The sequence below is a fragment of the Phenylobacterium sp. genome (assembly GCF_037189685.1).
In the GTDB taxonomy this organism is placed as follows: Bacteria; Pseudomonadota; Alphaproteobacteria; order Caulobacterales; family Caulobacteraceae; genus Phenylobacterium.
This window is the reverse complement of the sequence record NZ_JBBCIT010000032.1, coordinates 76,183-97,284: the sequence shown is the minus strand read 5'-3', so window position 1 is coordinate 97,284 and position 21,102 is coordinate 76,183. Positions and strand designations below refer to the sequence as shown.

Here is a 21,102-nt window from a genome sequence, read left to right as displayed (position 1 = left end):
GGGGGAGGAGCGATGATCCAGGTCCTCCCCCGAAGGGCACACTTCGGGGGAGGTGGCCGCGAAGCGGACGGAGGGGGTGCTCAGCCGCGGCCTCACCCCGTCGGTGGAACGCGGTCGCGGATGCGGCTGAAGCCTTCCCGGATGGCGGCGAAGCGGGCCTCGACGACCGGCTCGAACTCGGCGTCGGTGAAGATGTAGGGCCAGTCGCCCTCGATGCCCTCGCGCACCAGCTCGCCCACGTAGCGGGGGTCGATGCCGGTGTCGACGCGGGTGCGGAGGTTCTCGATCCACGCCAGGCGTTCGCCCGCCGGGGCGCCCGCCGGCTGGTCGTCGGCGAAGCGGTCCGGGCGGTTGCGGCCGGAGTCGACGATGCGCGTGCGGATGAAGCCCGGGCAAAGCACCGAGACGCCGACGCCACGCGGCGCGAGTTCGACCCGCAGGCCCTCGGACAGCGCGACGACCCCGTACTTCGTGACGTTGTAGGCGTTGCCCGAGCCCGAGACGAGACCGGCGATCGAGGCGGTGTTGACGATGTGGCCGCCCTGGCCGTGGCGCTCGATCAGGGGGCCGAAGATCTCCGCGCCCCAGACCACGCCCATCAGGTTGACGCCGATCGTCCAGTCCCAGCTCGCGTCCGTCCAGGCGTCGTAGCTTCCGCCCCCGCCGACACCCGCGTTGTTCACCAGGATGTGGACCTCGCCATAGGCGTCGAGCGTGGCCTGGGCCGCCTCGCGCAACTGGTCCTTCAGCGACACGTCCGCCACGACGCCGGCCACGTCGGCGTTGGTGGCGCGCAGGCCCGCGAGCGCGGCGTCGAGCGCGGCCTGCTCGATGTCGCACAGCATCACCTTGACCCCGGCCTGGGCCAGGGCGGTGCCGATGCCCAGGCCGATGCCGGACGCCCCGCCGGTCACGAACGCGGTCTTGCCCGCCAGGTCCTTCATGTGTCGCCTCTCAGATGCGCCGTTCCAGCCCGGCCCAGAAGGGCTCGCGCAGCTTCCGCTTGAAGATCTTGCCCGAGTCCTCGCGCGGCAGGTCCGTGGCCAGGTCGACCCGCCGGGGAACCTTGAAGCCCGCCACGTGCGCGCGGAGGTAGGCCTTCACGCCGGCCTCGGTGAGGTCGGCGTCCGGGCTGGGCTGGACCACCGCGCAGATGGCCTCGCCGAACTCCTCGTCCGGGATGCCGAAGACGGCGCAGTCGGCGACGCCGGGCATCTTCAGCAGTTCGGCCTCGATCTCGGCCGGATAGATGTTCACCCCGCCCGAGATGATCATGTCCTTGGCCCGGTCGCAGAGATAGAGGAAGCCGTCCTTGTCGAAATAGCCGACGTCGCCCGGCGCGATCAGGCCGGCCTTCTCGCTGTCGCGCCGCTTCTGGTCGTCGCCGTGATAGGTGAAGTCGGAGATGCCGCGGATGCGGGCCACCACCTCGCCGACCTCGCCGGGCGGCAGGCTGTTCCCCTCGGCGTCGACGACCCGCACGTCGGCTTCGGGCCATGGCCGGCCCACCGTGCCGGGATGCGCCAGCCAGTCCTCCGAGGTGCAGAAGGTGACGACCGAGACCTCGGTCGAGCCATAGTATTCGGTGATGACCGGCCCCCACCAGTCGATCATCGCCCGCTTGATCGGCGGCGGGCAGGGCGCGGCGGCGTGGACCACGAACCTGAGCGACGACAGGTCGTACCTGGCCTTCACCTCGTCGGGCAGCTTGAGCAGCCGGTGGAACATGATCGGCACCATGTGCAGGTGCGTCACGCGATGCCGCTCGATGAGTTGCAGCAGCTCCTCGGGGTCGAAGCGGGGCTCCAGGATCACGGTGGCGCCGAGGCGCGCGGCGGCCAGGCCGTAGGCGTTGGGGGCCGAGTGGTACATCGGGCCGGTGACCACGGTGACGATGTCCTGCGGATCGCCGTGGCCCACGAAGCCGAAGGCGCGGCCGATGACCGCGCCGGTCAGGGCCGCCTGTTCCGGCGTGGGCGGCGCGCGGCGGACGCCCTTGGGCCGCCCCGTGGTGCCCGAGGTGTAGATGATGGTTCCGGGCGCCTCGACGCCGGTGGCGGCGAGCGGCGCGAAGCCTTCCAGCCAGGACGACCAGTTGATGAAGCCTTCGGGGACCGGCGCGGGATCGATCCCGTAGGCCTCGGCGATCTCGGGCGGGGTGGCGACGGCCAGCACCGGCACGCCGGGGGGCAGGGCCTCGCGGATGGGCGCAATCAGGTCGGCGTGGATGACGATGGCCTTGGCGCCCGAGTTCTCGAAGAGGTAGGCCGCCTCGTCGGGCGTGTAGTGCCAGTTGACCGGCGTGGGATAGGCGCCCAGGAGGCCCGCCGCGCCGCTGGCCTCGAAGAAGGGGAAGTCGTTGCGCAGGTAGAGGGCGACCAGGTCGCCCTGGCCGAGGCCCAGGCTGGCCAGGCCCGCCGCCGCCCGCGCCGCGCGGTCGGCCAGCGCTTCCGGCGACAGGATGCGCGATCCGCTGATCAGTCCTCCCATGACAAGCCCCCTATCGCGCGGGGTTCGGGAACTTGGGCAGGCCGGCGAAGTCCTCGGGGACGTGCTGGAGGATCAGCCGGGCCTTCTCGGCCCTGGCCAGCGCCTCCACCGCCTCCATGGTGTCCAGCGTCTGGGCCTTGTCGAAGTTGAACCGCGGCACGCGCCGGTTCGGCCGGCTGGCGGCGATGTGCCAGAGGTCGCCCGTCAGGATCACCGGGCCGGTCTCCTTCAGGCGCACCAGCAGAACCGTGTGGCCCGGGGTGTGGCCGGGCGCCTTGTGGATCACCACCTGGCCATCGCCGAACACGTCGTAGGTGGGCTGCTCGATCAGGCGCGTCTTCGCCGTCTCCAGCGCGGAATAGGCGGCGAAGGTACCGGCGTTCTTGCGCGCGGCCTCGTTGAACGCGACCTCGCGCTCCTTCGGGTCCACGATCCAGGTCGAGCCGGTGAACAGGCCCGCATTGCCGATGTGATCGAAATGGCTGTGCGACACCGAGACGTATTCGATGTCGGCCGGCGTCAGGCCCAGGTCGCCCAGTTGATCGGCCAGCGAGCGCGCCGGCGTCCCGGGCGGCGGCGGCTTGCCGGCCGCAGGCGCGGGCAGGCCGGTGTCCCACACCAGGTCGCCCTTGGGATGGCGGATCAGGTAGCAGGGCACGACCATCTCGGCCGCCACGCCCTTGTACGACCCGTCGTCGGCGAACATGTCAGCGTTGGTCAGGCTGATCCGCCCGCAATCCATCGCGTAGAGTTCGACGGTCTTCGGCGTGTTGGGCGTCGCCTCCGCGGGTGCGACCCCCAGGCCGCCCAGAACGGCGGCGGCCGCAGCGGCGGCCAGCATCCGGAACATCGGCGTTTCCTCATCTTGTCGTTGACGCCAGCCTGACGCCGCGGAGGCGGCGGACACAAGCCCGCAGATCGACGGCTGTCGAAAATCATCGCGAAACGCTGGCTGGCTCGAGAGCGCTCGGCTGAGGCCGCGAAGGAGATCGAGATCCTCATCTCGGCGGCGATGGTCGAGGAGACGACCGCCGCCGCCCGATCGCTGAACGCCCGAAGCGCGGAGCCCGCCGCGGGGTCGCGTGACGCCAGGTACAGATCGCGGCGGGGGCGCTGGTGCTGGCGGGCGTCGCCCTGGGCGTGGCGGCCCATCCCGCCTTTCTGGCCGTCCCGGCGTTCGTGGGCGCGGGCCTGGCGTTCGCCGGCGCGACGGGTTTCTGCGGCCTGGCCCGGCTGCTGGCCGTCATGCCGTGGAACCGTCCCCGGACCCTCTCGCGGGATCTCGGGGCGGCCTGAGCGTGGACATCTCCTGGGCGCTGGGCGCCGCCCTCGCCAACGGCGCGCTGGTGGGCCTTCTGCCGGGCGTGTTCGGCGGCGGCGGTTCGGTGCTGGCCACCCCGCTGCTGATCTACGCCGTGGGCGTTCGCGACCCGCACGTGGCCATCGGCGCCTCGGCGGCGGCCGTGGCGGCGAACGCGCTGGCCGGCCTGGCCGTGCAGGCGCGGGCCGGCCGCGTGAAATGGCCCTGCGCCCTGGTGGCCGGCGGCGCGGTGGGCGTCCTGGCCTCGGGGCCCGTCGCCGGAGCGCTGTCGGACCGCGCGGATCTGGCGCGGAGGCTCTTCGCCCTGATGGTGATCGCCGTCGCCGCCTATGTCGCCTTCCGGGCGCTGACCTAGGCCATCCCCGCCTTGCGCAGCGCCTGGTAGGACTTGATGACCCGCTGGAGCCGGTTCTCGCCCGAGCGGTCGCCGTTGTTGGCGTCGGGGTGCAGGCGGCGCACCAGTTCGGTGTAGCGGGCGCGGATCTTCGCCGAGTCGGCGTCGTCGTCGAGGTCGAGGTCGGCCAGCGCGTTGCGTTCGATCTTGCCCAGGCGCCGTCCCGGCGTCTCGGCCTTGGCCTGGGGCCCGCCCCCGCCGAACAGATTGAAGGGATCGCGATAGGCGCCGGGGCCCTGCTTCGTCCCGAACTTGGCCGCGAAGGCGGCGGCCTCGCGGCTCATGCGGCCGGCCTTCATCTCCCAGGTGGGGCGGCCGCCGGTCATCATCTCCTCCTGCTGGCGGCGGCGGACCTCGCCCTCGGCCATGCCGGCGAAGAAGTTCCAGTTGCGATTGTACTCGGCGGCATGCGGCTGACAGAACCAGTAGTGCTCGTTCAGCATGTCGCGGCTCTTGGGCGCGCGGGCGGTCGCAGCCTGGCGGCAGCCGGGATGGTCGCACGGGCGTTCGCCGGGCTTCAGGGCATGAACGTCGTGCGCCGTCTCGTCCTTCTCGGACGGCGGTCGCACGCGGATATCCACGAACTTGGGCCTGTATTGAAACGCGCCGGGCATGAGCCGAGTATGGTGGGGAGAAAGTTCCGTACAAGAATTGAAGATCGAGCCGATGGGCGCCATATTTGATGCCATTCAGGACAAGCTCACCACGGCCTTCCGGCCCACGCGGCTGGAGATCGTGGACGACTCGGACCGGCATGCGGGCCACGCCGGCGCCCGCGAGGGCGGCGAGAGCCACTTCAACGTGACGATCGAGTCCACGGCGTTCTCGGGGACGCCCCGGGTGGCGCGCCAGCGGATGGTCTATCGCGCGCTGTCCGAGGAACTGGCCGGGCCTGTCCATGCGTTGTCGGTGAAAGCCCTGGCGCCGGGCGAGACCTGAGGATCGAAGAGACGAAACGACCGCCCACCAAGGGCGGCGCTCCAGCGGGAGGGACGGGTTGAGGATCACCATCACCGTCAATGGCGAGGCGCGGTCCCTGGACCTTGACCCGCGGACGACGCTGCTCGACGCCCTGCGCGAGCACCTGAAGCTCACCGGCTCGAAGAAGGGCTGCGACCACGGCCAGTGCGGCGCGTGCACCGTCCTGGCGGACGGAGTCCGCATCAACGCCTGCCTCTCGCTGGCCGTCATGCACGACGGCGACGCGGTGACGACCATCGAGGGCCTGGGCTCGCCCGGGAAGCTGCATCCGATGCAGCAGGCTTTCCTGACGCACGACGCCTTCCAGTGCGGCTACTGCACGCCGGGGCAGATCTGTTCGGCCGTGGCGATGCTGGCCGAGTTCGAGGCCGGCGCGCCCAGCCCGGAGACGCCGCGCGGTGCGGCGCCCGCCTTCTCGGACGCCGAGATCCGCGAGCGGATGAGCGGGAACATCTGCCGCTGCTCGGCCTATCCCCAGATCGTGGCGGCGATCCGCGACGCGGCGGAGGGGCGCGCGTGAGGCCCTTCACCTATGAGCGCGCGGCCTCGGCCGAGGCCGCGGTGAAGGCCGCCCAGGCGCCGGGCGCGCGCTTCATCGCCGGGGGCACCAACCTTCTGGACCTGATGAAGCTGGACATCGAGGCGCCGGCGCACCTGATCGACGTGGGCCGCCTGCCGATGGCGGGGATCGAGGCCACGGAAGACGGCGGCCTGCGCATCGGGGCGATGGCGACCAATACGGCGGTGGCGTCCGATCCCGGGGTGCGGGCGCGCTTTCCGATGCTGTCCGAGGCGATCGTGGCGGGCGGCTCGCCCCAGCTCCGCAACAAGGCCCGCGTCGGCGGCAACCTCCTGCAACGGACGCGCTGCGCCTACTTCTACGACCCCACGAAGCCCTGCAACAAGCGCCAGCCCGGTTCGGGCTGCGGCGCGCTGGAGGGCCTGAACCGCAACGCCGCCATCTTCGGGGCCAGCCCGTCCTGCGTGGCGACGCATCCCTCGGACATGGCGGTGGCCCTGGCCGCGCTGGACGCCCGGGTCGAGACCCTGGCGGCGAGCGGTGCGGCGCGCTCGATCCCTGTGGCCGATCTGCACCGCCCGCCGGGCGACACGCCGCACCTTGAGACGGCGCTGGACGACGGCGAACTGATCACCGCGGTGGTCGTGCCGCCTGCCCCGGCGGGGGGGCAGGCCTATCGCAAGGTCCGCGACCGGGCGTCGTACGCCGGCGGCCTGGCCAGCGTGGCGGTGGCGGGCGGCCGGATGGCCCTGGGCATGGTGGCGCTGAAGCCCTGGCGGGCCACGGCGGCCGAGGCGGCGCTGGCGGATGGCGCCGACCCGGCCGAGGCCATCGCCCGCGAACTGGCGGGGGCCAGCCCGCTGGGCCGCAACGACTTCAAGGTCCCGCTGGTGGCGCGCCTGGCGGTCGCCACCCTGGCCGAGGCGCGCGTCGCCGCGAGCGTGGGAGGGCAGGGATGAGCTCGGTGAGCGACTGGGACGCCCCCAATCCGGTCAAGGACAACCGCGCCGGGCTGATCGGCAAGGGCGTGGATCGCTACGAAGGCCCGCTGAAGGTCACCGGAACGGCGCCCTATGCCTATGAGGTCCAGCCGCCGTCGCCGCCGGCCTATGGCGTCATGGTGGGCGCCGCCATCGCCCGGGGCCGGATCACCGCCGTCGACATCGCCGCGGCCGAGGCCTCGCCCGGCGTGCTGCTGGCCTGGACGCACCTGAACGCCCCGGCGCAGCCGCCGCGCGGGACCAAGGGCCATCCGCGCAGCACCCAGGGCTCGAAGCCGGCGCTGGAGAGCGACCGGGTCGCCTATTTCGGCCAGCCCGTGGCCTTCGTGGTGGCCGACACCCTGGAGAACGCCGTCGCCGCCTCGCATCTGGTCCGGCTGAGCTATGCGGCCGAGGCGCATGACGTGGCGTTCCACGAACGCCTGGACGCCGCCGGTCAGCCGCCGGGCGAGCAGGATGTCGAGATCGGGGATTTCGACTCGGGGTTCGCCGCCTCCGAGGTCCGCCTGGACGAGACCTGGACCACCCCGCTCCAGAACCACTGCCAGATGGAGCCCTGCGCCTCGCTGGCGTGGTGGGAGGGGCCGAGCCGTTGTGTGGCGCACACGTCGGTCCAGATGGTGAAGCCTGCCCAGCACGGCCTGGCCGAGACCCTGGGCATCGGGCGCGACGACGTCCATCTGCTGACGCGCTACATCGGCGGGGGGTTCGGCGGGAAGGGCCAGACCTATGACGACCTGACCCTGGCGGCGCTGGCGGCCCGCGCCCTGGGCCGCCCCGTCAAGGTGGCCTTCACCCGCCAGCAGATGATGCACGGCACGATCCACCGGCCCGCGACCGTCCAGCGGGTGCGGCTGGGCGCGGGGCGCGACGGGCGGCTGAACGCCATGTCGATGATGACCTGGACCCACTGCCATCGCGACGGCGCCTTCACCGAACATGCGTCGAACTTCGCGCGCAGCCTCTATGCGGCGCCAAACCGGCTGACGGGCCACCGGCTGGTGAAGCTGGACCTGCCGCACGCCGGGGCGATGCGCGCGCCGGGCGAGGCCTCGGGCACGCTCAGCCTGGAATGCGCCATGGACGAGCTGGCCGAGCAGCTCGGCCTGGACCCTGTCGAGCTGCGCATCCGCAACGAGCCCGAGGTCGATCCCGAGAACGGGCGGCCGTTCTCGCAGCGCCAGCTCGTCCGCTGCCTGCGCGAGGGCGCCCAGCTCTTCGGCTGGGACCGTCGGATGCCGACGCCTGGCCAGGTGCGCGACGGCCGCTGGCTGGTGGGCCTGGGCATGGCGGCGGCCATCCGGGGCAACTTCCTGCTGCCGGCCAAGTGCAGCTTCTCGGTCGACGCCGACGGCGTGATCACGGTGCGCCAGGGCATGACCGACATCGGGACCGGCACCTATACCGTCCTGGCCCAGATCGCGGCCGAGACCCTGGGCGTGCCGCTGGGCCAGGTGAAGGTCGAGATCGGCGATTCCGAGCTGCCGCCGGCGCCCGGCTCGGGCGGCCAGTTCGGCGCGGCGACGGCCGGCTCGGCGGCGCTGATGGCCGGCATGAACCTGCGCCGGGCGATCGCCGACCTGGCCACGGGTGATCCGGGCTCGCCGCTGCACGCCGGCGACCCCGGCGACGTGACGTTCCAGGACGGCGTGGTCGCCATCGAGAACCGCTCCGAGACGCTGTCGGACCTGATCCGCCGCGCGGCGCCCGACGGCCTGACGGTCGAGGGCGAGATCCGGCCGGCGCAGGACGCCCAGAAGTGGAGCCAGCAGACCTATGGCGCCCACTACTGCGAGGTGGGCGTGGACCCGGTGACAGGCGAAGTGCGCGTGCGCCGGATGCTGGGGGTGTTCGCGGCCGGGCGGATCATCAACGCCAAGACCGCCCGCAGCCAGCTGACCGGCGGGATGATCTGGGGCGTGGCCTCGGCCCTGCACGAAGGCAATCCGGTCGATCCCCGCTACGGCTCGCTGATCAACCAGGACCTGGCCCAGTACGTCCTGCCGGTGCAGGCCGACATCGGCGAGCTGGACGCCATCATGCTGGACGAGGTGGACGACAAGGCGAACCCGATGGGGATCAAGGGCGTGGGCGAGCTGGGCAACTCGGGCGCCGGCGCGGCGGTGGCCAACGCCATCTACAACGCCTGCGGGGTGCGGCTGCGCGACTATCCCATCACGCCCGACAGGCTGCTGGCGGGGCTGATCGCAAAGGGGATGTAGCCCCAGAAAAGGACGGCGCGGCTCCTGGGGAGCCGCGCCGGAGGCGTCCGGGGAGGAATACGCCCGGTCGGAGGAAGAAACATCGTGCGGGGCTAGCGAGGCCCCCGGCAGTAAGTCCTTTCGGCCTAGAAGGTCTTCTTCACGCCCAGCTTGAACGACCGCCCGATGGGATTGCCCAGGAAGGGATCGTAGTTGAGCACCAGCCGGGCGCGCGACGGATCGCGGTCCAGGACGTTGAGCACCGAGGCGGTGACGGTCATGTCCCAGGGCAGTTCCACCCGATAGGTGAGGTCGTGGCTGATGAAGGACTTCACCTTCAGGCCGTCGGTGGTCAGGACGCAGTTGACCGCGGTCCCGGCCAGGGCGTTGGCCACGGTGCAGTTGGTCGACGGCCCGTTCTGGACCACCGTGGGGCCGCGGTTGTCGTCGGCGCCGCTGGTGTAGTGGACGGTCCAGCGCAGGTTGTGCGGGCCGCGGCTGTAGTCGGCGTAGAACTGGCCGCGCCACTTGGCGATCGTCTGCGAGGTGCGGTCGTAGTTGGTGAAGCCCGCCGCGTCGTAGGCCGGCGTGACGGTGATGCCGCCGTAGACGAAGGCGTCCTGCTTGTACGAGATCGTGTGGGTCAGGCTGCCACCGATGTCGAGGACGCCGTCCCACACGTCGGGGAAGCGGTAGTTGACGTCGGCGTCGACGCCGTCGGTGCGGATCGTCGGGCCGTTGGTGATGTCGGACCGGACCCGGGCGATGTTGGTCCCCTGGGTGACGCCCTGGACGCAGGCGTTTCCGTTGTCGAAGGTGATGAGGTAGCGCAGGGCGCTGGCGCAGTTCACGAACTGGCTGCCGTTGCCGATACCCGCGACCGCCGTGGCCACCACATTGGCCGGCACGTCGGTGATCTGTCCGCGCACGCGGTAGTTCCAGTAGTCGATCGTGGCGGTGAAGTTCTCGATCCGGACGATCGTGCCGACGCTGTAGGTGACGGCCTTCTCGGGGCCGACGCTCGGGTTGCCGAAGAAGTCGATCGAGCGCGAGTTGTTGCCGGCCGCCGCGATGCCGGTCAGGCCGGTGGTCCCGGTCGGGGCCACGTTCGCCGCCGTCGGGCCGCGGAAGGACGATCCCACCGACCCGCGCAGGGCGACAGCGTCGATCACCTGCCACTTCAGGCGGAGCTGCGGGTTGGTCGTCGAGCCCGTGAGGCCGCCGTAGTCCTCGTAGCGCAGGGCGAGCTGGGCGTTCAGGGCGTCGGTGACCGGTACGTTCAGTTCGCCGAACAGGGCGTAGACGCTCTGTTCCAGGCTGAGCGGACGGCTCTGGCCCAGGAAGGTGAACGGGCCGGTGCGGAAGGTGCAGGATGTAGAGCCGATGGTCGGGCAGGGCGTGATCTGCGAGTTGAACAGCGGATTGTCGACCATCTGCTGGAAATGGATCTTGCGGTACTGGGCGCCGGCCGCCCAGCCGATCTCGCCGCCGGGCAGGCTGATCCCCAGCTTGCCGTTGAAGACGGCGTCCAGGACCACGGTCTCCTGGTCATTGCGCAGCGACTGCATCTCGAAGAGCCAGGCGACCAGCTCCTTCGAATTGGCGTTGGCCGACACGAAGCCGGGATTGGTAAGGCCCAGGGCCGGGTTGTTGGGGAACGCGTTCGAGAACGGGTTGAAGTACTGGCAGCCGTTGGCGCCCGGGGTCGTCCCCTGGCAGTTCGGGCCGCCGAAGCCGCTGAGGGCCTGCTGAAGCCGCGGGATCAGGATGTCGGTGACCCGGGTGTCCTGCTTCTCGCGGATGTAGGTGGCGCCCAGGTCGTAGTTGATCCCGAAGTAGCCGGTTTCGCCCTTGAGGCTCGCCGACACCCGGAACTCTTCGTTCTTGCGGCTGCCGGTCTGGCCGCCCAGGCCGCCGGTGGCGGGATTGCCGCCGTTGCCGAACGGCCGCCACAGCGTTCCGGTCGCGCTCTGCGCCACGCCGATCAGGGCCGCGTTGCCCGTCTGGGTCAGGAAGGTGTTGAAGCCAGGGTTCGACGACGGCACGAAGAAGGCGTTCGTGCCGCCCGGCCCGTTCGGCCCGGAGGTGGGTGCGAAGCTGGGCGAGGCCCGGACGTCGGGCTGCGAGGTCTGGGTATAGAGCGCCTCGACGTGGAACCGGCCGGTGTCGCCGATGCGGGCGTTGAATTCGCCGTAGAGCTGGTACTGGTCCTGCTCCTCGACCAGGTTGTCGAACGGCAGGTAGATGAAATAGCAGGCCGGCGTGTTTCCGGTGAAGGTGGGCGTGCCGCCGGTGGCGGCGCAGTTGGCGTCCTGGAAGAAGCCCAGGTTGGCGCCCGTGCCCGCGGGTCCGCCGCGCACGGTCCAGCCGCCCGGATTGCCGCTGGGCGACCAGGCCGAGGGGTTCTGGAAGTAGGTGGGCTGCGACCACTTGCGGTCGACCGTGCTCAGCTCCGAACGGTGCTGGTAGCCCGCGGTGAGCAGCAGGTTCGAGTTCTCGCCGACCCAGCCGTAGACCGCGCTGGCGCTGTAGTCGCCGCCGTCGTCGGCGCCGCGGATCAGGCGATAGTCCGCCTGGACCTCGAGGCCCTCGAAATTGGTGCGGGTGATGAAATTGGCGACGCCGCCGATGGCGTCCGAGCCGTAGGTCGCCGCCGCGCCGTCCTTCAGGATCTCGACCCGCCCGATGGCGGCGGCCGGGAGCAGGTTGGTGTCCGAGACATAGCCGGCGAACCGGCGGCCGTTGAGCAGCACCAGGGTCCGTTGCGGGCCCAGGCCGCGCAGGTTGATGGTGCCGCCGCCGCCGCGTCCCTGGGACGCGACGTTGAAGTTGTTGGTCTCGCCCAGGACGCCGCCCACGACGGGCAGGGTCTTGATGATGTCGAGCATCGAGGGCGAGCCGCGGCGTTCCAGTTCGTCGCGGCCGATGATCGCGACGGGAATCGCCGAGTCCTTCGGCGTGCCGGCGATGAAGGAACCGGTGACGACCACCTCCTCCACCGACGTCGCATCGGCGCCGCTCTGCGCCGCCGCCGATGTCGCGGCGAGGGCCGTGAAGGCGGCGGAGCCCGCCATGAGCCAGAATCTGAATGTCGTCATAGTCCCCTCCCGAATTCCGCGCCGGCGTGCGGCGACGGTGTCCTTTGTCTGGATGTCAGCGGCCCGCGTACCGGGGGCTGCGTTTCTCGGCCGCCGCCGCAGCCGCCTCCCGGCGGTCCTCGGAGGTCAGCACCCGTTCGTAGAGCGCGGCTTCGACCTGAAGCCCCGACTCGAGGTCGGTGGTGAGACCCAGGTCGATGGCCCGCTTGGCCGTCTGGAGCGCCGTGGGCGACACGGCGGCCAGTTCCCCGGTCAGCGTGGCCACCGCCTCGCTCAGCCGGTCCGCTGGAACGACCCGGTTGACCAGTCCCCAGCGCTCGGCGTCCTCGGCGACGAAGCGGCGGCTGGTGAAGATCAGCTCCTTGGCCCGCGCCGCGCCGATCAGGCGGGGCAGCACCTGGGTGCCGCCGCCCGCGGGGATCGAGGCCTTGGCGGTCTCGGGCAGGCCCATGACCGTGCCGGCGGCCGCGTAGACGAAGTCGCAGCCCAGGGCCAGTTCCAGGCCGCTGCCGATGGCGTAGCCGTGCACCTGGGCGACGACCGGGCGGGAGAACCGGCGCATGGCGCCGAAGGCCAGGGGCGCCAGGCGGCGGCGGGCGCGGACCGCGTCCTGGGACATGGTCCCGCGTTCCTTGATGTCGGCGCCCACGCAGAAGGCCCGCCCCGCGCCGCGCAGCACCGCGCAGCGGATCTCCGGATCGCCGTCGAGGCCCGTGAAGGTGGCGACGATGGCTTCCAGGAGGCCGTTCGAGAGCGCGTTCAGCGAGTCTGGGCGATCGAGCGAGACGGTGGCCACGCCGCCGTCCACCTCGACCTGGATCAGGCCGGCGCTCACGGCCGCACCTTGGCGGCGAAGGCGCTGCCGGCGGCCGGTTTTGTCTGCCGGAGCATCTGGTTGAAGTCGCGGGCGTAGTCGAGCGCGCGGTCCAGGTCGAGTTCGGCCACGTTGTAGTAGAGCGACTTGGTCATCCGCAGCGCCTGGGCGCTGTGCTGGGCGACCTCCCCGGCGTAGGCGACCGCCTGGTCCAGCAGGTCGTCGTGCGGGGCCACGCGGTTGACGAGGCCCAGGCCGAGCGCGTCGGCGGCGGTCAGCTTGCGGCCGGTCAGCAGCAGGTCCAGGGCCTGGCGGCGGCCGACGATGCGGCTCAGGCTGACCATCACCATCGCCGCGACCAGGCCCTGGCCCACCTCGGGATAGCCGAAGGTGGCCTGGTCGCTGGCGATCACGAGGTCGCACGACATGGCGACCCCGCAGCCGCCCCCGAGCGCGAAGCCGTTGACCGCGGCGATGACGGGCTTTGGCAACCGGGGCAGAAGCCGGTGCAGGTCGAGCGACTGGCCCGACCGTTCGTACTGAAGCCAGAAGCCTTCGGCGCCCGGAGGGGTTTCCAGGGCCTCGCGCAGGTCGGCGCCGGCGCAGAAGGCGGGCCCGGCGCCGGTCAGGACGACGGCGCGGACCGAATCGTCCTCCATCGCCGCATGAAGATGTTCGTGCAGTGCGGCCAGGAGGGCGCGGTTCAGCGCATTGCGCGCTGCCGGGCGATTCAGGGTCACCACGGCGACGGCGCCCCTGCGTTCCGCCAGCACGGGCGGCGGCGCCTCTACGGTCTCGGTCAAGACAATCCTCCCGACTTCGCCTGCAAGCTCTCCGAAGGGGCTTGCTATTTGTGCGATAATCGAACATAAATCTAGATAACGAACAAAATACCAAGCCTCGCCGCGTGTCAACAGGGCGTCGGCGGCGCGCGTTCGGGTGTGGAATGGGGTTGCGCGGCGGGGTTGTGCTATCGCTTGGCGCCAGGAGCAGGCTCGGGATCAGGCGACGGGAGTCGCAGCCCAAGGGAGAGGCATGAAGACGAAATTCCCCTACGCCGCGATCCTGGCCGAGCAGGACCCGGAGTTCATCGCGGGCTTCGCCAAGGGGCTGGCGGTGATCGAGGTGTTCGGCGACCAGGACCAGCGGTTGACCATCAGCCAGGTGGCCGAGCGGGTCGGGCTGGAGCGCGCGACGGTGCGGCGCTGCCTGCTCACCCTCACGCGGCTGGGCTACGCCGAGTACGACGGGAAGTTCTTCTCGCTGACCCCGCGCATGCTGCGGCTGGGCTACGCCTATCTGTCATCGACGCCGTTCATCAGCATCGTCCAGCCGTTCCTGGAGGAACTGACCCGCAAGACCGGCGAGACCAGCGCCGTGGCCAGGCTGGACGGGGCCGAGATCGTCTACCTGGCGCGTGCGATGGATCCGACGCGCGCGCTCACGGTCAGCCGCAGCGTGGGCGGCCGGCTGCCGGCCTACGGGGCGTCCCTGGGGCGGGTGATCCTGGCGAGCTGGCCCGAGGACCAGGCCCGCGCCCTGCTGGAATCGACCGAGCGGCCGAAGGTGACGGACAAGACCCTCACGTCGATCCCGGACCTGATGGCCGAACTCGCGCGTGTCCGCGACCAGGGCTATTCGATCAACGACGAGGAGACCGGACAGGGGCTGCGCTCCATCGCCGTTCCCCTGGTGGACGGCGCGGGCCGTGTCACCGCGGGCCTGAACATCGGCGTCGTGGTCCGGAACGTGTCGGTCGAACGCATGCTGGCCGAGTTCCTCCCGATCATGCTCGACATCCAGCGGCGGCTTCGCCAGCTGATCGCCTAGGAGCGGCCGGCCGAGCCGGCGCTCGAAAGTCTTTCTGAAACAGTCGGATGGGGGGTGGCTTCCGCCCCGGCGCAGCGTCGCGGACCCCTGGGGGGACGCGGGCGCGCGCCGCCGTGTCCGATCTTCCGTAGCGGCGCCCGCCGATTTTCGAAAACCCGCCCCGGACGGCCTTGACGGCCGAAAACGCCACGGCTAGGTCTGTGTTCGTTATCTAGTATACTGTTCGATAAACGAACAAATGGGACGGGAACTTGCGCTACCCCAGCCGCATCCATCTGCGAGAAGTCTCGCCGCGTGACGGCCTCCAGGCCGAGGCGACGCACCTGTCCACCAAGGACAAGGTGGATTTCATCAACCTGCTGTCCGACGCGGGCTTTCCGCAGATCAACGCCGTCTCCTTCGTCAGCCCGAAGGTGATGCCGCACATGGCGGACGCCGCCGACGTCATGGCCGCGGTGACCCGCCGGCCGGGGACGATCTACGACGCCACGGTGCCGAACCTGTCCGGCGTGCGCCGCGCGATCGAGGCCGACATGCCGGTGATCTCGGTCTTCATCTCGGCCAGCCTCGCCGACTACCGGCCCGACAAGACCCAGGACGACAATCTGGTCTCCGCCGCCGAGGCGGTGGCCGAGGCGCGCGCCAACGGCCTGGGCGTGATCGCCGTGGTGGCCAAGGCGTTCGGCTGTTCGGCAGAGGGCGAGATCCCGTTCGACCGGGTGCTGCGCCTGGCCCGCGGCCTGCACGACGCCGGTGCCACCGAGGTCTGCCTGGGCGACACCTCGGGCGAGGGCGGGCCGGCTCAGGTCGCGCGCATGGTCGGCGGCATGCTGGACGCGTTCCCGGACACGCCGCTGTCGCTGCATTTCCACGACACCCGTGGCCTGGGCCTGGCCAACGTCCTGGCCGCCATGGACGCCGGGGCCACCCGCTTCGACAGCGCCGTGGGCGGCATCGGCGGCTCGCCGCAGACCCGCAACTCGACCGGCAACATCTCGACCGAAGACCTGCTGCACCTCTGCGAGGACGCGGGCGTCGAGACCGGCGTCGACCTGGACATCGTGCTCGAGGCCTACCGGTTCCTCGAGGAGAAACTGGCCCATCCGCTCCCCGGCCGCCTGGGGAAGTTCGGCCGCAGCAAGAGGGCGCTCGCGTCATGACCACCCAGCCCCCGCAGGACATGTTCGCCGGCGTGAAGGTCCTGGACCTGAGCCGCGGCGTGGCCGGGCCGCTGACCTCGATGATGCTGGCCGAGTTCGGCGCCGACGTGATCTTCGTCGAGCATCCGCGCGCCAAGGACGAGAGCCGCGTGTGGCCGCCCTTCAAGGGTGGGCTCAGCGCCTACTACGCCACCAACAACCGGTCGAAGCGGACCATCGCGGTCGACATGAAGCGGCCCGAGGGGCTCGAGGTGATCCTCGACCTCGCCAAGGACGCGGACGTGGTGATGCAGAACTTCACCCCCGGCGCGGCCGACCGCCTCGGCGTGGGTTACGAAGCGATCCGCGCGATCAATCCGCGGGTGATCTACCACTCGGTCTCGGGCTACGGGCAGACCGGTCCGGACCGCGGCAAGCGTGGGTACGACCCGGTGCTGCAGGCCGGCAGCGGCTTCATGAGCATCACCGGCGAAAAGGGCCGGACCCCTGTGAAGAGCATGGCGCCGGTCGCCGACGTCTCGACCGGGATCTACGGGTTCGCCGCCATCCAGGGCGCGCTCTACTACCGCGAGCGGACGGGCGAGGGGCAGCACATCGACCTCGCGATGTTCGACATCATGGTGTCGATGCTGTCGGTGATCGGCAGCCGCTACCTGCTGACCGGCAAGGTGCCGGAACGCCACGGCACCGAGAATCCGCAGCGCGTGCCCTCGGCGGCGTTCAAGTGCGCCGACGGCGTCTATCTCCAGGCCGTGCCCGGACAGCGCCAGTGGCCCGACTTCTGCCGCCTGCTGGGCCATCCCGAGTGGATCGAGGACGAACGCTTCGCGACGCCTTATGCGCGGGTGGCCCACGAGGAGGTGCTGTACCCGCTGGTCCACGAGGCGATGCTGGCCAAGCCGGCGGCTGAGTGGCGCCAGGAATTCGACGACCACGCCATCGTCTGCGGCCCGATCAACGATCTGAAGGCGGTGTTCGAGCATCCCCAGACCCTGGCCCGGGGGATGATCCAGACCTACGAGGCGCCGGGCGTGGGCGAGATGCCGGCCCTGAACCTGCCCTGGAAGATGTCGAAGACCCCGCCCAGTATCCGGCGGCCGCCGCCGCGGTTCGGCGAGCATACGGTGGAGATCCTGAAGGAGATCGGCCGGACGGACGACGACATCGCCGCCCTGATCAAGGCCGGTGTCGTCGCCGACATGGTTCCCCACGCCCAGGTCGGTCCCGCCCAATGACGGCGCTGCGGGCCGCGCGGGCCCGGTCCGACATGCCCGGCGGCGACCTGGCGGCGTTCCTCGCGCCGCGCGCCATCGCCGTGGTGGGGGCCAGCCCCGACCGGGCGCGCTCGGGCGGCCGGGTGCTCGCGACCCTGGAGGCGACCGGCTATGCCGGCGCGATCCACCTGGTCAGCCCCAGCCAGGATCGGATCGGGGACCGGCCGTGCCACGCGTCGCTGGCCGATGCGCCGGGCGAGATCGACCTGGCCCTGATCTGCGTCTCGGCCGAGCGCGTGCCGGCGGCGGTGCGGGAATGCGGCGTGCGCGGCGTCCGGGCGGCGCTGGTCTTCGCGGACGGCTTCTCGGAGCCTGCGCTGGGCGACGGCCTGCGGGCGGCGATCGCCGAGAGCGGCGTCCGGGTCATGGGGCCGAACACGGTCGGGTCGCGCGACGTGGCGGGCAAGGTGTTCGTCACCATCGCCACCGACATCAACCAGCCTCAACGGCCCGGTCCCGTCGCGGTGATCGGACAGAGCGGCGGCCTGACGCTGTACTTCGGCTCGGCCCGGCTGCGCGACCGCGGGGTGGGCGCGAAATACGTCATCGACACGGGCGCCGAGTTCGATGTCGACGCCGCCGAGTGCCTGGAGTGGGTCGCCGACGACCCCGAGGTGGCGTGCGTGGCGCTGATCCTGGAGGGCTGCCGCGACGGACGCCGGCTCATGGCGGCGGTGGAACGCGCCACGGCCCGCGGAAAGCCGGTCGTCTTCTGGAAGACCGGCCGGGGCGCCGGCGCGGCCGCGCAGATCGCCTCGCATACCGGCAGCCTGGCGGGCGACGCCGCGGTGTTCGAGGCCGCGATGGCGGCGGCGGGCGCCATCGTCGTGCGCGACGAGACGGCGTTCGGGGACGCGCTTTCGGTGGTCGCCGCGGGCCGTGCGCCGGAGGGCCGCCGGCTGGGCGTCGTGACGCCGTCGGGCGGCTACGCCATCGTCACCCTGGATGCGGCGGAGCGCTTCGGCCTGGAGGTTCCCGCCGCCTCGGTCGCGCCCACCGCGGCGCAATCCGCCGCCCTGGGGCCGGCCCATTTCGCCAATCCGCTGGACGTCTACGCCCTGTTCGGCAAGGGCCGGCGCTCGTTCGACGCGGCGCTCGCGTGGATGGACGCCCAGCCCGTGGACGCCATCGCGATCTGGCTCTCCTACGCCTGCATGGCGGGGCACGTGCAGGCGATGGTCCGCGACAGCCTCAGGGATTTCGTCGCCGCCGGCCGCAAGCCGGTCTTCTGCTGCGGCCTGACGACGGTGTCGTTCGAAGCCGAGTTGCGGGACCTGGGAGTCGTCTGGTTCCAGGAACCGACCCGACTGGTGCAGGCGCTGGGGTTGGTCGCGCCGCGCGCCAGGCCGGCCGACGTGTCTGAAACGCGCACGTCGGCCGGTCACTCCCCCGGTCGGGATTCCGGCGTCGTCGCGGGCGAGGCCGCGCGTGGGCGGCTCGCGGGGCTGGCCGCACTGCCGCATGTCGCCACCTGGCCCGTGGCCAGCGTCGAAGACGCGATCGCCCGCCAGCGCGAGGCCGGCGGGCCGGTGTTCCTCAAGCTCGAAGCGCCGCGACTGGCCCACAAGACCGAGGCGGCCGGCGTGGTCGGCCCGGTTGGCGCGGATTCCGTCGCCGACGCCTACGATCGCGTGGCCCAGGCGCGCGCGCGCCTGGGCGATCCCGCGTCCGCCATCGTGGTTCAGCCGTGCGAGGCCGGGGTGGAACTGGCCCTGGGCGCCTTCGTGGACCCGGCCTTCGGGCCGTTCGTCATGGTCGCCAGCGGCGGCGTCTTTCTCGAGATCCTCAGGGACACGGTCTTCGCGCCCGCGCCGGTCACGGCGGACCAGGCGCGCGACATGATCCTCAGCCTGCGCGGGGCGCCCCTGTTGCTGGGCGCGCGCGGCAGGCCCCGTTGCGACGTGGAGGCCGCCGCCGCGGCGCTCGCGGAGCTGTCGCGGTTCATCGCGGCCCATGCCGACCAGTACCGCGAGATCGAGATCAACCCCCTGATGGTGCGCGAAGAAGGACGCGGCGTGGTCGCCGTGGACGCGCTCATCGTGGCCAGGAGCCCGAGTTCATGAGCGACATCGTATTCCGCAAGGTCGAGGAGGGGATCGGCGAGATCGTCTTCAACCGGCCCGAGAAGCGCAACGCCTTCACCAACGCGATGTTCGCCGAGTTCTACGACACCCTGCGCTCGCTTGAGGTCCAGGAACTGAAGGCCGTGGTGATCCGCGGCGAGGGCAAGAACTTCTGCGGCGGGGTCGACCTGAACGAGGTGGCCAATCCCGTGAAGTCCAAGGCGCCGCCGTCCATGGCGGTGGACCTCGCCGCCCTCTACCGCAACACCCGCCCGGTGCTGATCGCCGCGGTGAACGGCCCAACCCTGGGCCTGGGCGCCAGCATCGCCATGTCGTGCGACATGGTGGTGGCCGGCGAGACCACGCAGTTCGGCTATCCCGAGGTCCACCATGGCCTGGTGGCCACTTTCGCCCTGATCGGCCTCTCGGCCGTCGTGCCGATGCGCAAGGCGTTCGAGCTGGTGATCACCGGCCGCCGCATCCCGGTAGCCGAAGCGCTTCAACTGGGCATGATCAACGAGATCGCGCCCGACGCCGACGTCGTGGAGCGCGCCTACGCCATGGCGCGTGACGTGGCGCAGTACAACGACATGGCCATCCACACGACCAAGCGGTTCTTCTACGAGAACCAGGAGATGCCCTACAGCGTCTCGGCCCACGCCGCCGACCGCGTCACCCGGCTGATGCGACAGACCAACGCCGCCAGGAAACAGGCCGCGGCCTTCCTCGAGGCCAAGGCCAAGGAAGGCGCGCAATGAGCGCCGCCGCCATGGACCGCGCGCACTACGACGCGATGGAGGGATTCTACGACACCTCGCCCATCCACCGGACCCTGGGCCTGAAGCTGAAGGTGCCGGGCGACGGGGAGGCGGTCATCGTATTCGACGGCAACGCCGGCGCCACCAACCGGCGCGGCGACGCGGCCGGCGGCGCCCTCGCGCAGATGATCGATTCCGCCGTGGTCCAGGCGGCGCGCACGCGGCTGGCTCACACCGACAGCACCGTGACCCTCGAGTTGAAGGTCAACTACCTCCGCGCCGCGCCGGCCCGGCTCAATCTTTCCGCCCGGGGCCGGCTGGACCATTTCGGCCGCACGACCGCGGTGGGCAGCGCCCGCGTCGAGGACGAGACGGGCAAGCTCTATGCCCTCGGCATCGTCACGGTCAGCATCAAGAAGGCGGAGGCGGCGTGAGCGCGGGGGCTTTCGACGGCAAGATCGCCCTGGTCACGGGCGCCGGCTCCGGCATCGGCCGGGCCTGCGCGGTGCTGCTGGGGGCGCGGGGTGCGGCCGTGATCGTGAACGACCTGAACGCCGAGACGGCCCGGGCCACCGTCGAGGCGATCCGCGCGGCGGGCGGTCGCGCTGAGGCCGCCCCGGCCAACGTAGCCGAGCGGGACGAGGTCACGGCGGCCGTGAACGCCGCCCTGGGGAGGCTGGGGGGCGAGATCATCGACGTGCTGGTCAACAACGCCGGCGTCGGCAGCCGCCGCATGCCGATCGAGGACATCGACGACGACGCCCTCGACCGGATGCTGGGCGTCCATGTGAAGGGCGCCTTCCACTGCGCGCAGATCGTCCTGGCCGGCATGAAGCGGCAGAGGGCGGGGAAGATCGTCAACATCTCGTCCGCCATGGGCACGGTCGGCGGTCGGTCGGGCTCGCACTACGCCGCCGCCAAGGGCGCGCTGCTGGGCATGACCCGCACCTGGGCGCGGGAACTGGCGAAGTGGAACATCCACGTGAACGTGGTGGCGCCTGGCGGCGTGTTCACGGCGGCCACCGCCACCATCCCGAACTATGCCGACGAGGCGAAGACGCGGGTGCCGATCGGCCGCTTCGGGCAACCGGAGGAGATCGCCGCCCTCGTCGTGTTCCTGGCCTCGGATGAGGCCAGCTACATCACCGGCCAGACCGTCAGCGCCAACGGTGGCGAGTTCATTCACTGAGTATCCCG

At 71.1% G+C, this 21,102-nt stretch carries 18 protein-coding genes and 2 pseudogenes; 13 read left to right on the top strand and 7 right to left on the bottom strand.

Annotated elements, in window-relative coordinates:
* Positions 1-92: 92 nt before the first annotated feature.
* Genes WG212_RS18390 through WG212_RS18380 form a run of 3 tightly spaced genes read right to left on the bottom strand, consistent with a single transcriptional unit; the run spans position 93 to position 3,340 of the window.
* Entirely contained in the window at positions 93-944 is an 852-nt protein-coding gene (locus WG212_RS18390; protein WP_337188568.1) for an SDR family NAD(P)-dependent oxidoreductase, read from the bottom strand.
* Between the two features lie 10 nt (positions 945-954).
* A complete protein-coding gene (locus WG212_RS18385; protein ID WP_337188567.1) occupies positions 955-2,490 on the bottom strand; it encodes an acyl-CoA synthetase in 1,536 nt (511 codons plus the stop codon).
* A 10-nt stretch (positions 2,491-2,500) separates the two neighbouring features.
* The gene (locus tag WG212_RS18380) at positions 2,501-3,340 is read right to left on the bottom strand and encodes an N-acyl homoserine lactonase family protein (protein WP_337188566.1); all 840 of its coding nucleotides are present in this window, start codon (positions 3,338-3,340) and stop codon (positions 2,501-2,503) included.
* Between the two features lie 236 nt (positions 3,341-3,576).
* Between WG212_RS18380 and WG212_RS18375 the strand changes: the two are divergent.
* A pseudogene (locus WG212_RS18375) lies at positions 3,577-3,786 on the top strand (DUF2892 domain-containing protein); the annotation flags it as partial.
* 8 nt (positions 3,787-3,794) lie between these two features.
* Positions 3,795-4,255: pseudogene (locus tag WG212_RS18370) on the top strand (TSUP family transporter); the annotation flags it as partial.
* Here the strand turns inward: WG212_RS18370 and WG212_RS18365 are convergent.
* Positions 4,163-4,819 (bottom strand): DnaJ domain-containing protein, encoded by a 657-nt coding sequence (locus WG212_RS18365; protein WP_337188565.1) that lies wholly within the window; start codon positions 4,817-4,819, stop codon positions 4,163-4,165. The pseudogene WG212_RS18370 and the gene WG212_RS18365 sit on opposite strands and share 93 nt — an antisense overlap.
* Before the next feature lie 52 nt (positions 4,820-4,871).
* On the opposite strand from WG212_RS18365, the gene WG212_RS18360 reads away from it, so the two are divergent.
* Genes WG212_RS18360 through WG212_RS18345 form a run of 4 tightly spaced genes read left to right on the top strand, consistent with a single transcriptional unit; the run spans position 4,872 to position 8,929 of the window.
* Positions 4,872-5,144, top strand: a complete 273-nt coding sequence (locus WG212_RS18360; RefSeq protein WP_337188564.1) for a BolA family protein — start codon at positions 4,872-4,874, stop codon at positions 5,142-5,144.
* Positions 5,145-5,202: 58 nt separating this feature from the next.
* Positions 5,203-5,706: a 2Fe-2S iron-sulfur cluster-binding protein gene (locus tag WG212_RS18355; RefSeq protein WP_337188563.1), complete on the top strand. Its 504-nt coding sequence runs from the start codon at positions 5,203-5,205 to the stop codon at positions 5,704-5,706.
* Positions 5,703-6,665 (top strand): xanthine dehydrogenase family protein subunit M, encoded by a 963-nt coding sequence (locus WG212_RS18350; RefSeq protein WP_337188562.1) that lies wholly within the window; start codon positions 5,703-5,705, stop codon positions 6,663-6,665. Before WG212_RS18355 ends, WG212_RS18350 begins: the two co-directional genes overlap by 4 nt.
* Positions 6,662-8,929, top strand: a complete 2,268-nt coding sequence (locus tag WG212_RS18345) for a xanthine dehydrogenase family protein molybdopterin-binding subunit (protein ID WP_337188561.1) — start codon at positions 6,662-6,664, stop codon at positions 8,927-8,929. Before WG212_RS18350 ends, WG212_RS18345 begins: the two co-directional genes overlap by 4 nt.
* 125 nt (positions 8,930-9,054) lie before the next feature.
* On the opposite strand, the gene WG212_RS18340 is transcribed toward WG212_RS18345, so the two are convergent.
* From WG212_RS18340 to WG212_RS18330, 3 genes are read right to left on the bottom strand one after another with little or no spacing between them, the layout of a single operon-like run.
* Entirely contained in the window at positions 9,055-12,006 is a 2,952-nt protein-coding gene (locus WG212_RS18340; RefSeq protein WP_337188560.1) for a TonB-dependent receptor, read from the bottom strand.
* Between the two features lie 55 nt (positions 12,007-12,061).
* Positions 12,062-12,841, bottom strand: coding sequence for an enoyl-CoA hydratase-related protein (locus WG212_RS18335; protein ID WP_337188559.1), 780 nt, complete (start codon positions 12,839-12,841; stop codon positions 12,062-12,064).
* Positions 12,838-13,623 (bottom strand): enoyl-CoA hydratase/isomerase family protein, encoded by a 786-nt coding sequence (locus tag WG212_RS18330; RefSeq protein ID WP_337188558.1) that lies wholly within the window; start codon positions 13,621-13,623, stop codon positions 12,838-12,840. The genes WG212_RS18335 and WG212_RS18330 overlap by 4 nt, the downstream gene beginning before the upstream one ends.
* A gap of 232 nt (positions 13,624-13,855) precedes the next feature.
* On the opposite strand from WG212_RS18330, the gene WG212_RS18325 reads away from it, so the two are divergent.
* From WG212_RS18325 to WG212_RS18295, 7 genes are all read left to right on the top strand, one after another.
* The gene (locus tag WG212_RS18325) at positions 13,856-14,650 is read left to right on the top strand and encodes an IclR family transcriptional regulator C-terminal domain-containing protein (protein WP_337188557.1); all 795 of its coding nucleotides are present in this window, start codon (positions 13,856-13,858) and stop codon (positions 14,648-14,650) included.
* A gap of 251 nt (positions 14,651-14,901) precedes the next feature.
* Positions 14,902-15,810 (top strand): hydroxymethylglutaryl-CoA lyase, encoded by a 909-nt coding sequence (locus WG212_RS18320; protein WP_337188556.1) that lies wholly within the window; start codon positions 14,902-14,904, stop codon positions 15,808-15,810.
* Positions 15,807-17,045 (top strand): CaiB/BaiF CoA-transferase family protein, encoded by a 1,239-nt coding sequence (locus WG212_RS18315; protein WP_337188555.1) that lies wholly within the window; start codon positions 15,807-15,809, stop codon positions 17,043-17,045. The genes WG212_RS18320 and WG212_RS18315 overlap by 4 nt, the downstream gene beginning before the upstream one ends.
* The gene (locus WG212_RS18310) at positions 17,042-19,147 is read left to right on the top strand and encodes an acetate--CoA ligase family protein (RefSeq protein ID WP_337188554.1); all 2,106 of its coding nucleotides are present in this window, start codon (positions 17,042-17,044) and stop codon (positions 19,145-19,147) included. Before WG212_RS18315 ends, WG212_RS18310 begins: the two co-directional genes overlap by 4 nt.
* Positions 19,144-19,905 carry an enoyl-CoA hydratase/isomerase family protein gene (locus WG212_RS18305; RefSeq protein WP_337188553.1) on the top strand — a complete coding sequence of 254 codons (762 nt, stop codon included), beginning with the start codon at positions 19,144-19,146 and terminating at the stop codon, positions 19,903-19,905. The genes WG212_RS18310 and WG212_RS18305 overlap by 4 nt, the downstream gene beginning before the upstream one ends.
* Positions 19,902-20,339 (top strand): PaaI family thioesterase, encoded by a 438-nt coding sequence (locus WG212_RS18300; protein WP_337188552.1) that lies wholly within the window; start codon positions 19,902-19,904, stop codon positions 20,337-20,339. The genes WG212_RS18305 and WG212_RS18300 overlap by 4 nt, the downstream gene beginning before the upstream one ends.
* Positions 20,336-21,094 carry an SDR family NAD(P)-dependent oxidoreductase gene (locus WG212_RS18295; RefSeq protein WP_337188551.1) on the top strand — a complete coding sequence of 253 codons (759 nt, stop codon included), beginning with the start codon at positions 20,336-20,338 and terminating at the stop codon, positions 21,092-21,094. The genes WG212_RS18300 and WG212_RS18295 overlap by 4 nt, the downstream gene beginning before the upstream one ends.
* Positions 21,095-21,102: the final 8 nt, after the last annotated feature.

Excerpts from the sequence above, each read along its gene's own strand:
- WG212_RS18365 (WP_337188565.1), bottom strand. The coding sequence starts at position 4,819 with ATGCCCGGCGCGTTTCAATACAGGCCCAAGTTCGTGGATATCCGCGTG.
- WG212_RS18325 (WP_337188557.1), top strand. The coding sequence starts at position 13,856 with ATGAAGACGAAATTCCCCTACGCCGCGATCCTGGCCGAGCAGGACCCG.
- WG212_RS18345 (WP_337188561.1), top strand. The coding sequence starts at position 6,662 with ATGAGCTCGGTGAGCGACTGGGACGCCCCCAATCCGGTCAAGGACAAC.
- WG212_RS18385 (WP_337188567.1), bottom strand. The coding sequence starts at position 2,490 with ATGGGAGGACTGATCAGCGGATCGCGCATCCTGTCGCCGGAAGCGCTG.
- WG212_RS18380 (WP_337188566.1), bottom strand. The coding sequence starts at position 3,340 with ATGTTCCGGATGCTGGCCGCCGCTGCGGCCGCCGCCGTTCTGGGCGGC.
- WG212_RS18315 (WP_337188555.1), top strand. The coding sequence starts at position 15,807 with ATGACCACCCAGCCCCCGCAGGACATGTTCGCCGGCGTGAAGGTCCTG.
- WG212_RS18360 (WP_337188564.1), top strand. The coding sequence starts at position 4,872 with ATGGGCGCCATATTTGATGCCATTCAGGACAAGCTCACCACGGCCTTC.
- WG212_RS18340 (WP_337188560.1), bottom strand. The coding sequence starts at position 12,006 with ATGACGACATTCAGATTCTGGCTCATGGCGGGCTCCGCCGCCTTCACG.
- WG212_RS18310 (WP_337188554.1), top strand. The coding sequence starts at position 17,042 with ATGACGGCGCTGCGGGCCGCGCGGGCCCGGTCCGACATGCCCGGCGGC.
- WG212_RS18390 (WP_337188568.1), bottom strand. The coding sequence starts at position 944 with ATGAAGGACCTGGCGGGCAAGACCGCGTTCGTGACCGGCGGGGCGTCC.
- WG212_RS18300 (WP_337188552.1), top strand. The coding sequence starts at position 19,902 with ATGAGCGCCGCCGCCATGGACCGCGCGCACTACGACGCGATGGAGGGA.
- WG212_RS18305 (WP_337188553.1), top strand. The coding sequence starts at position 19,144 with ATGAGCGACATCGTATTCCGCAAGGTCGAGGAGGGGATCGGCGAGATC.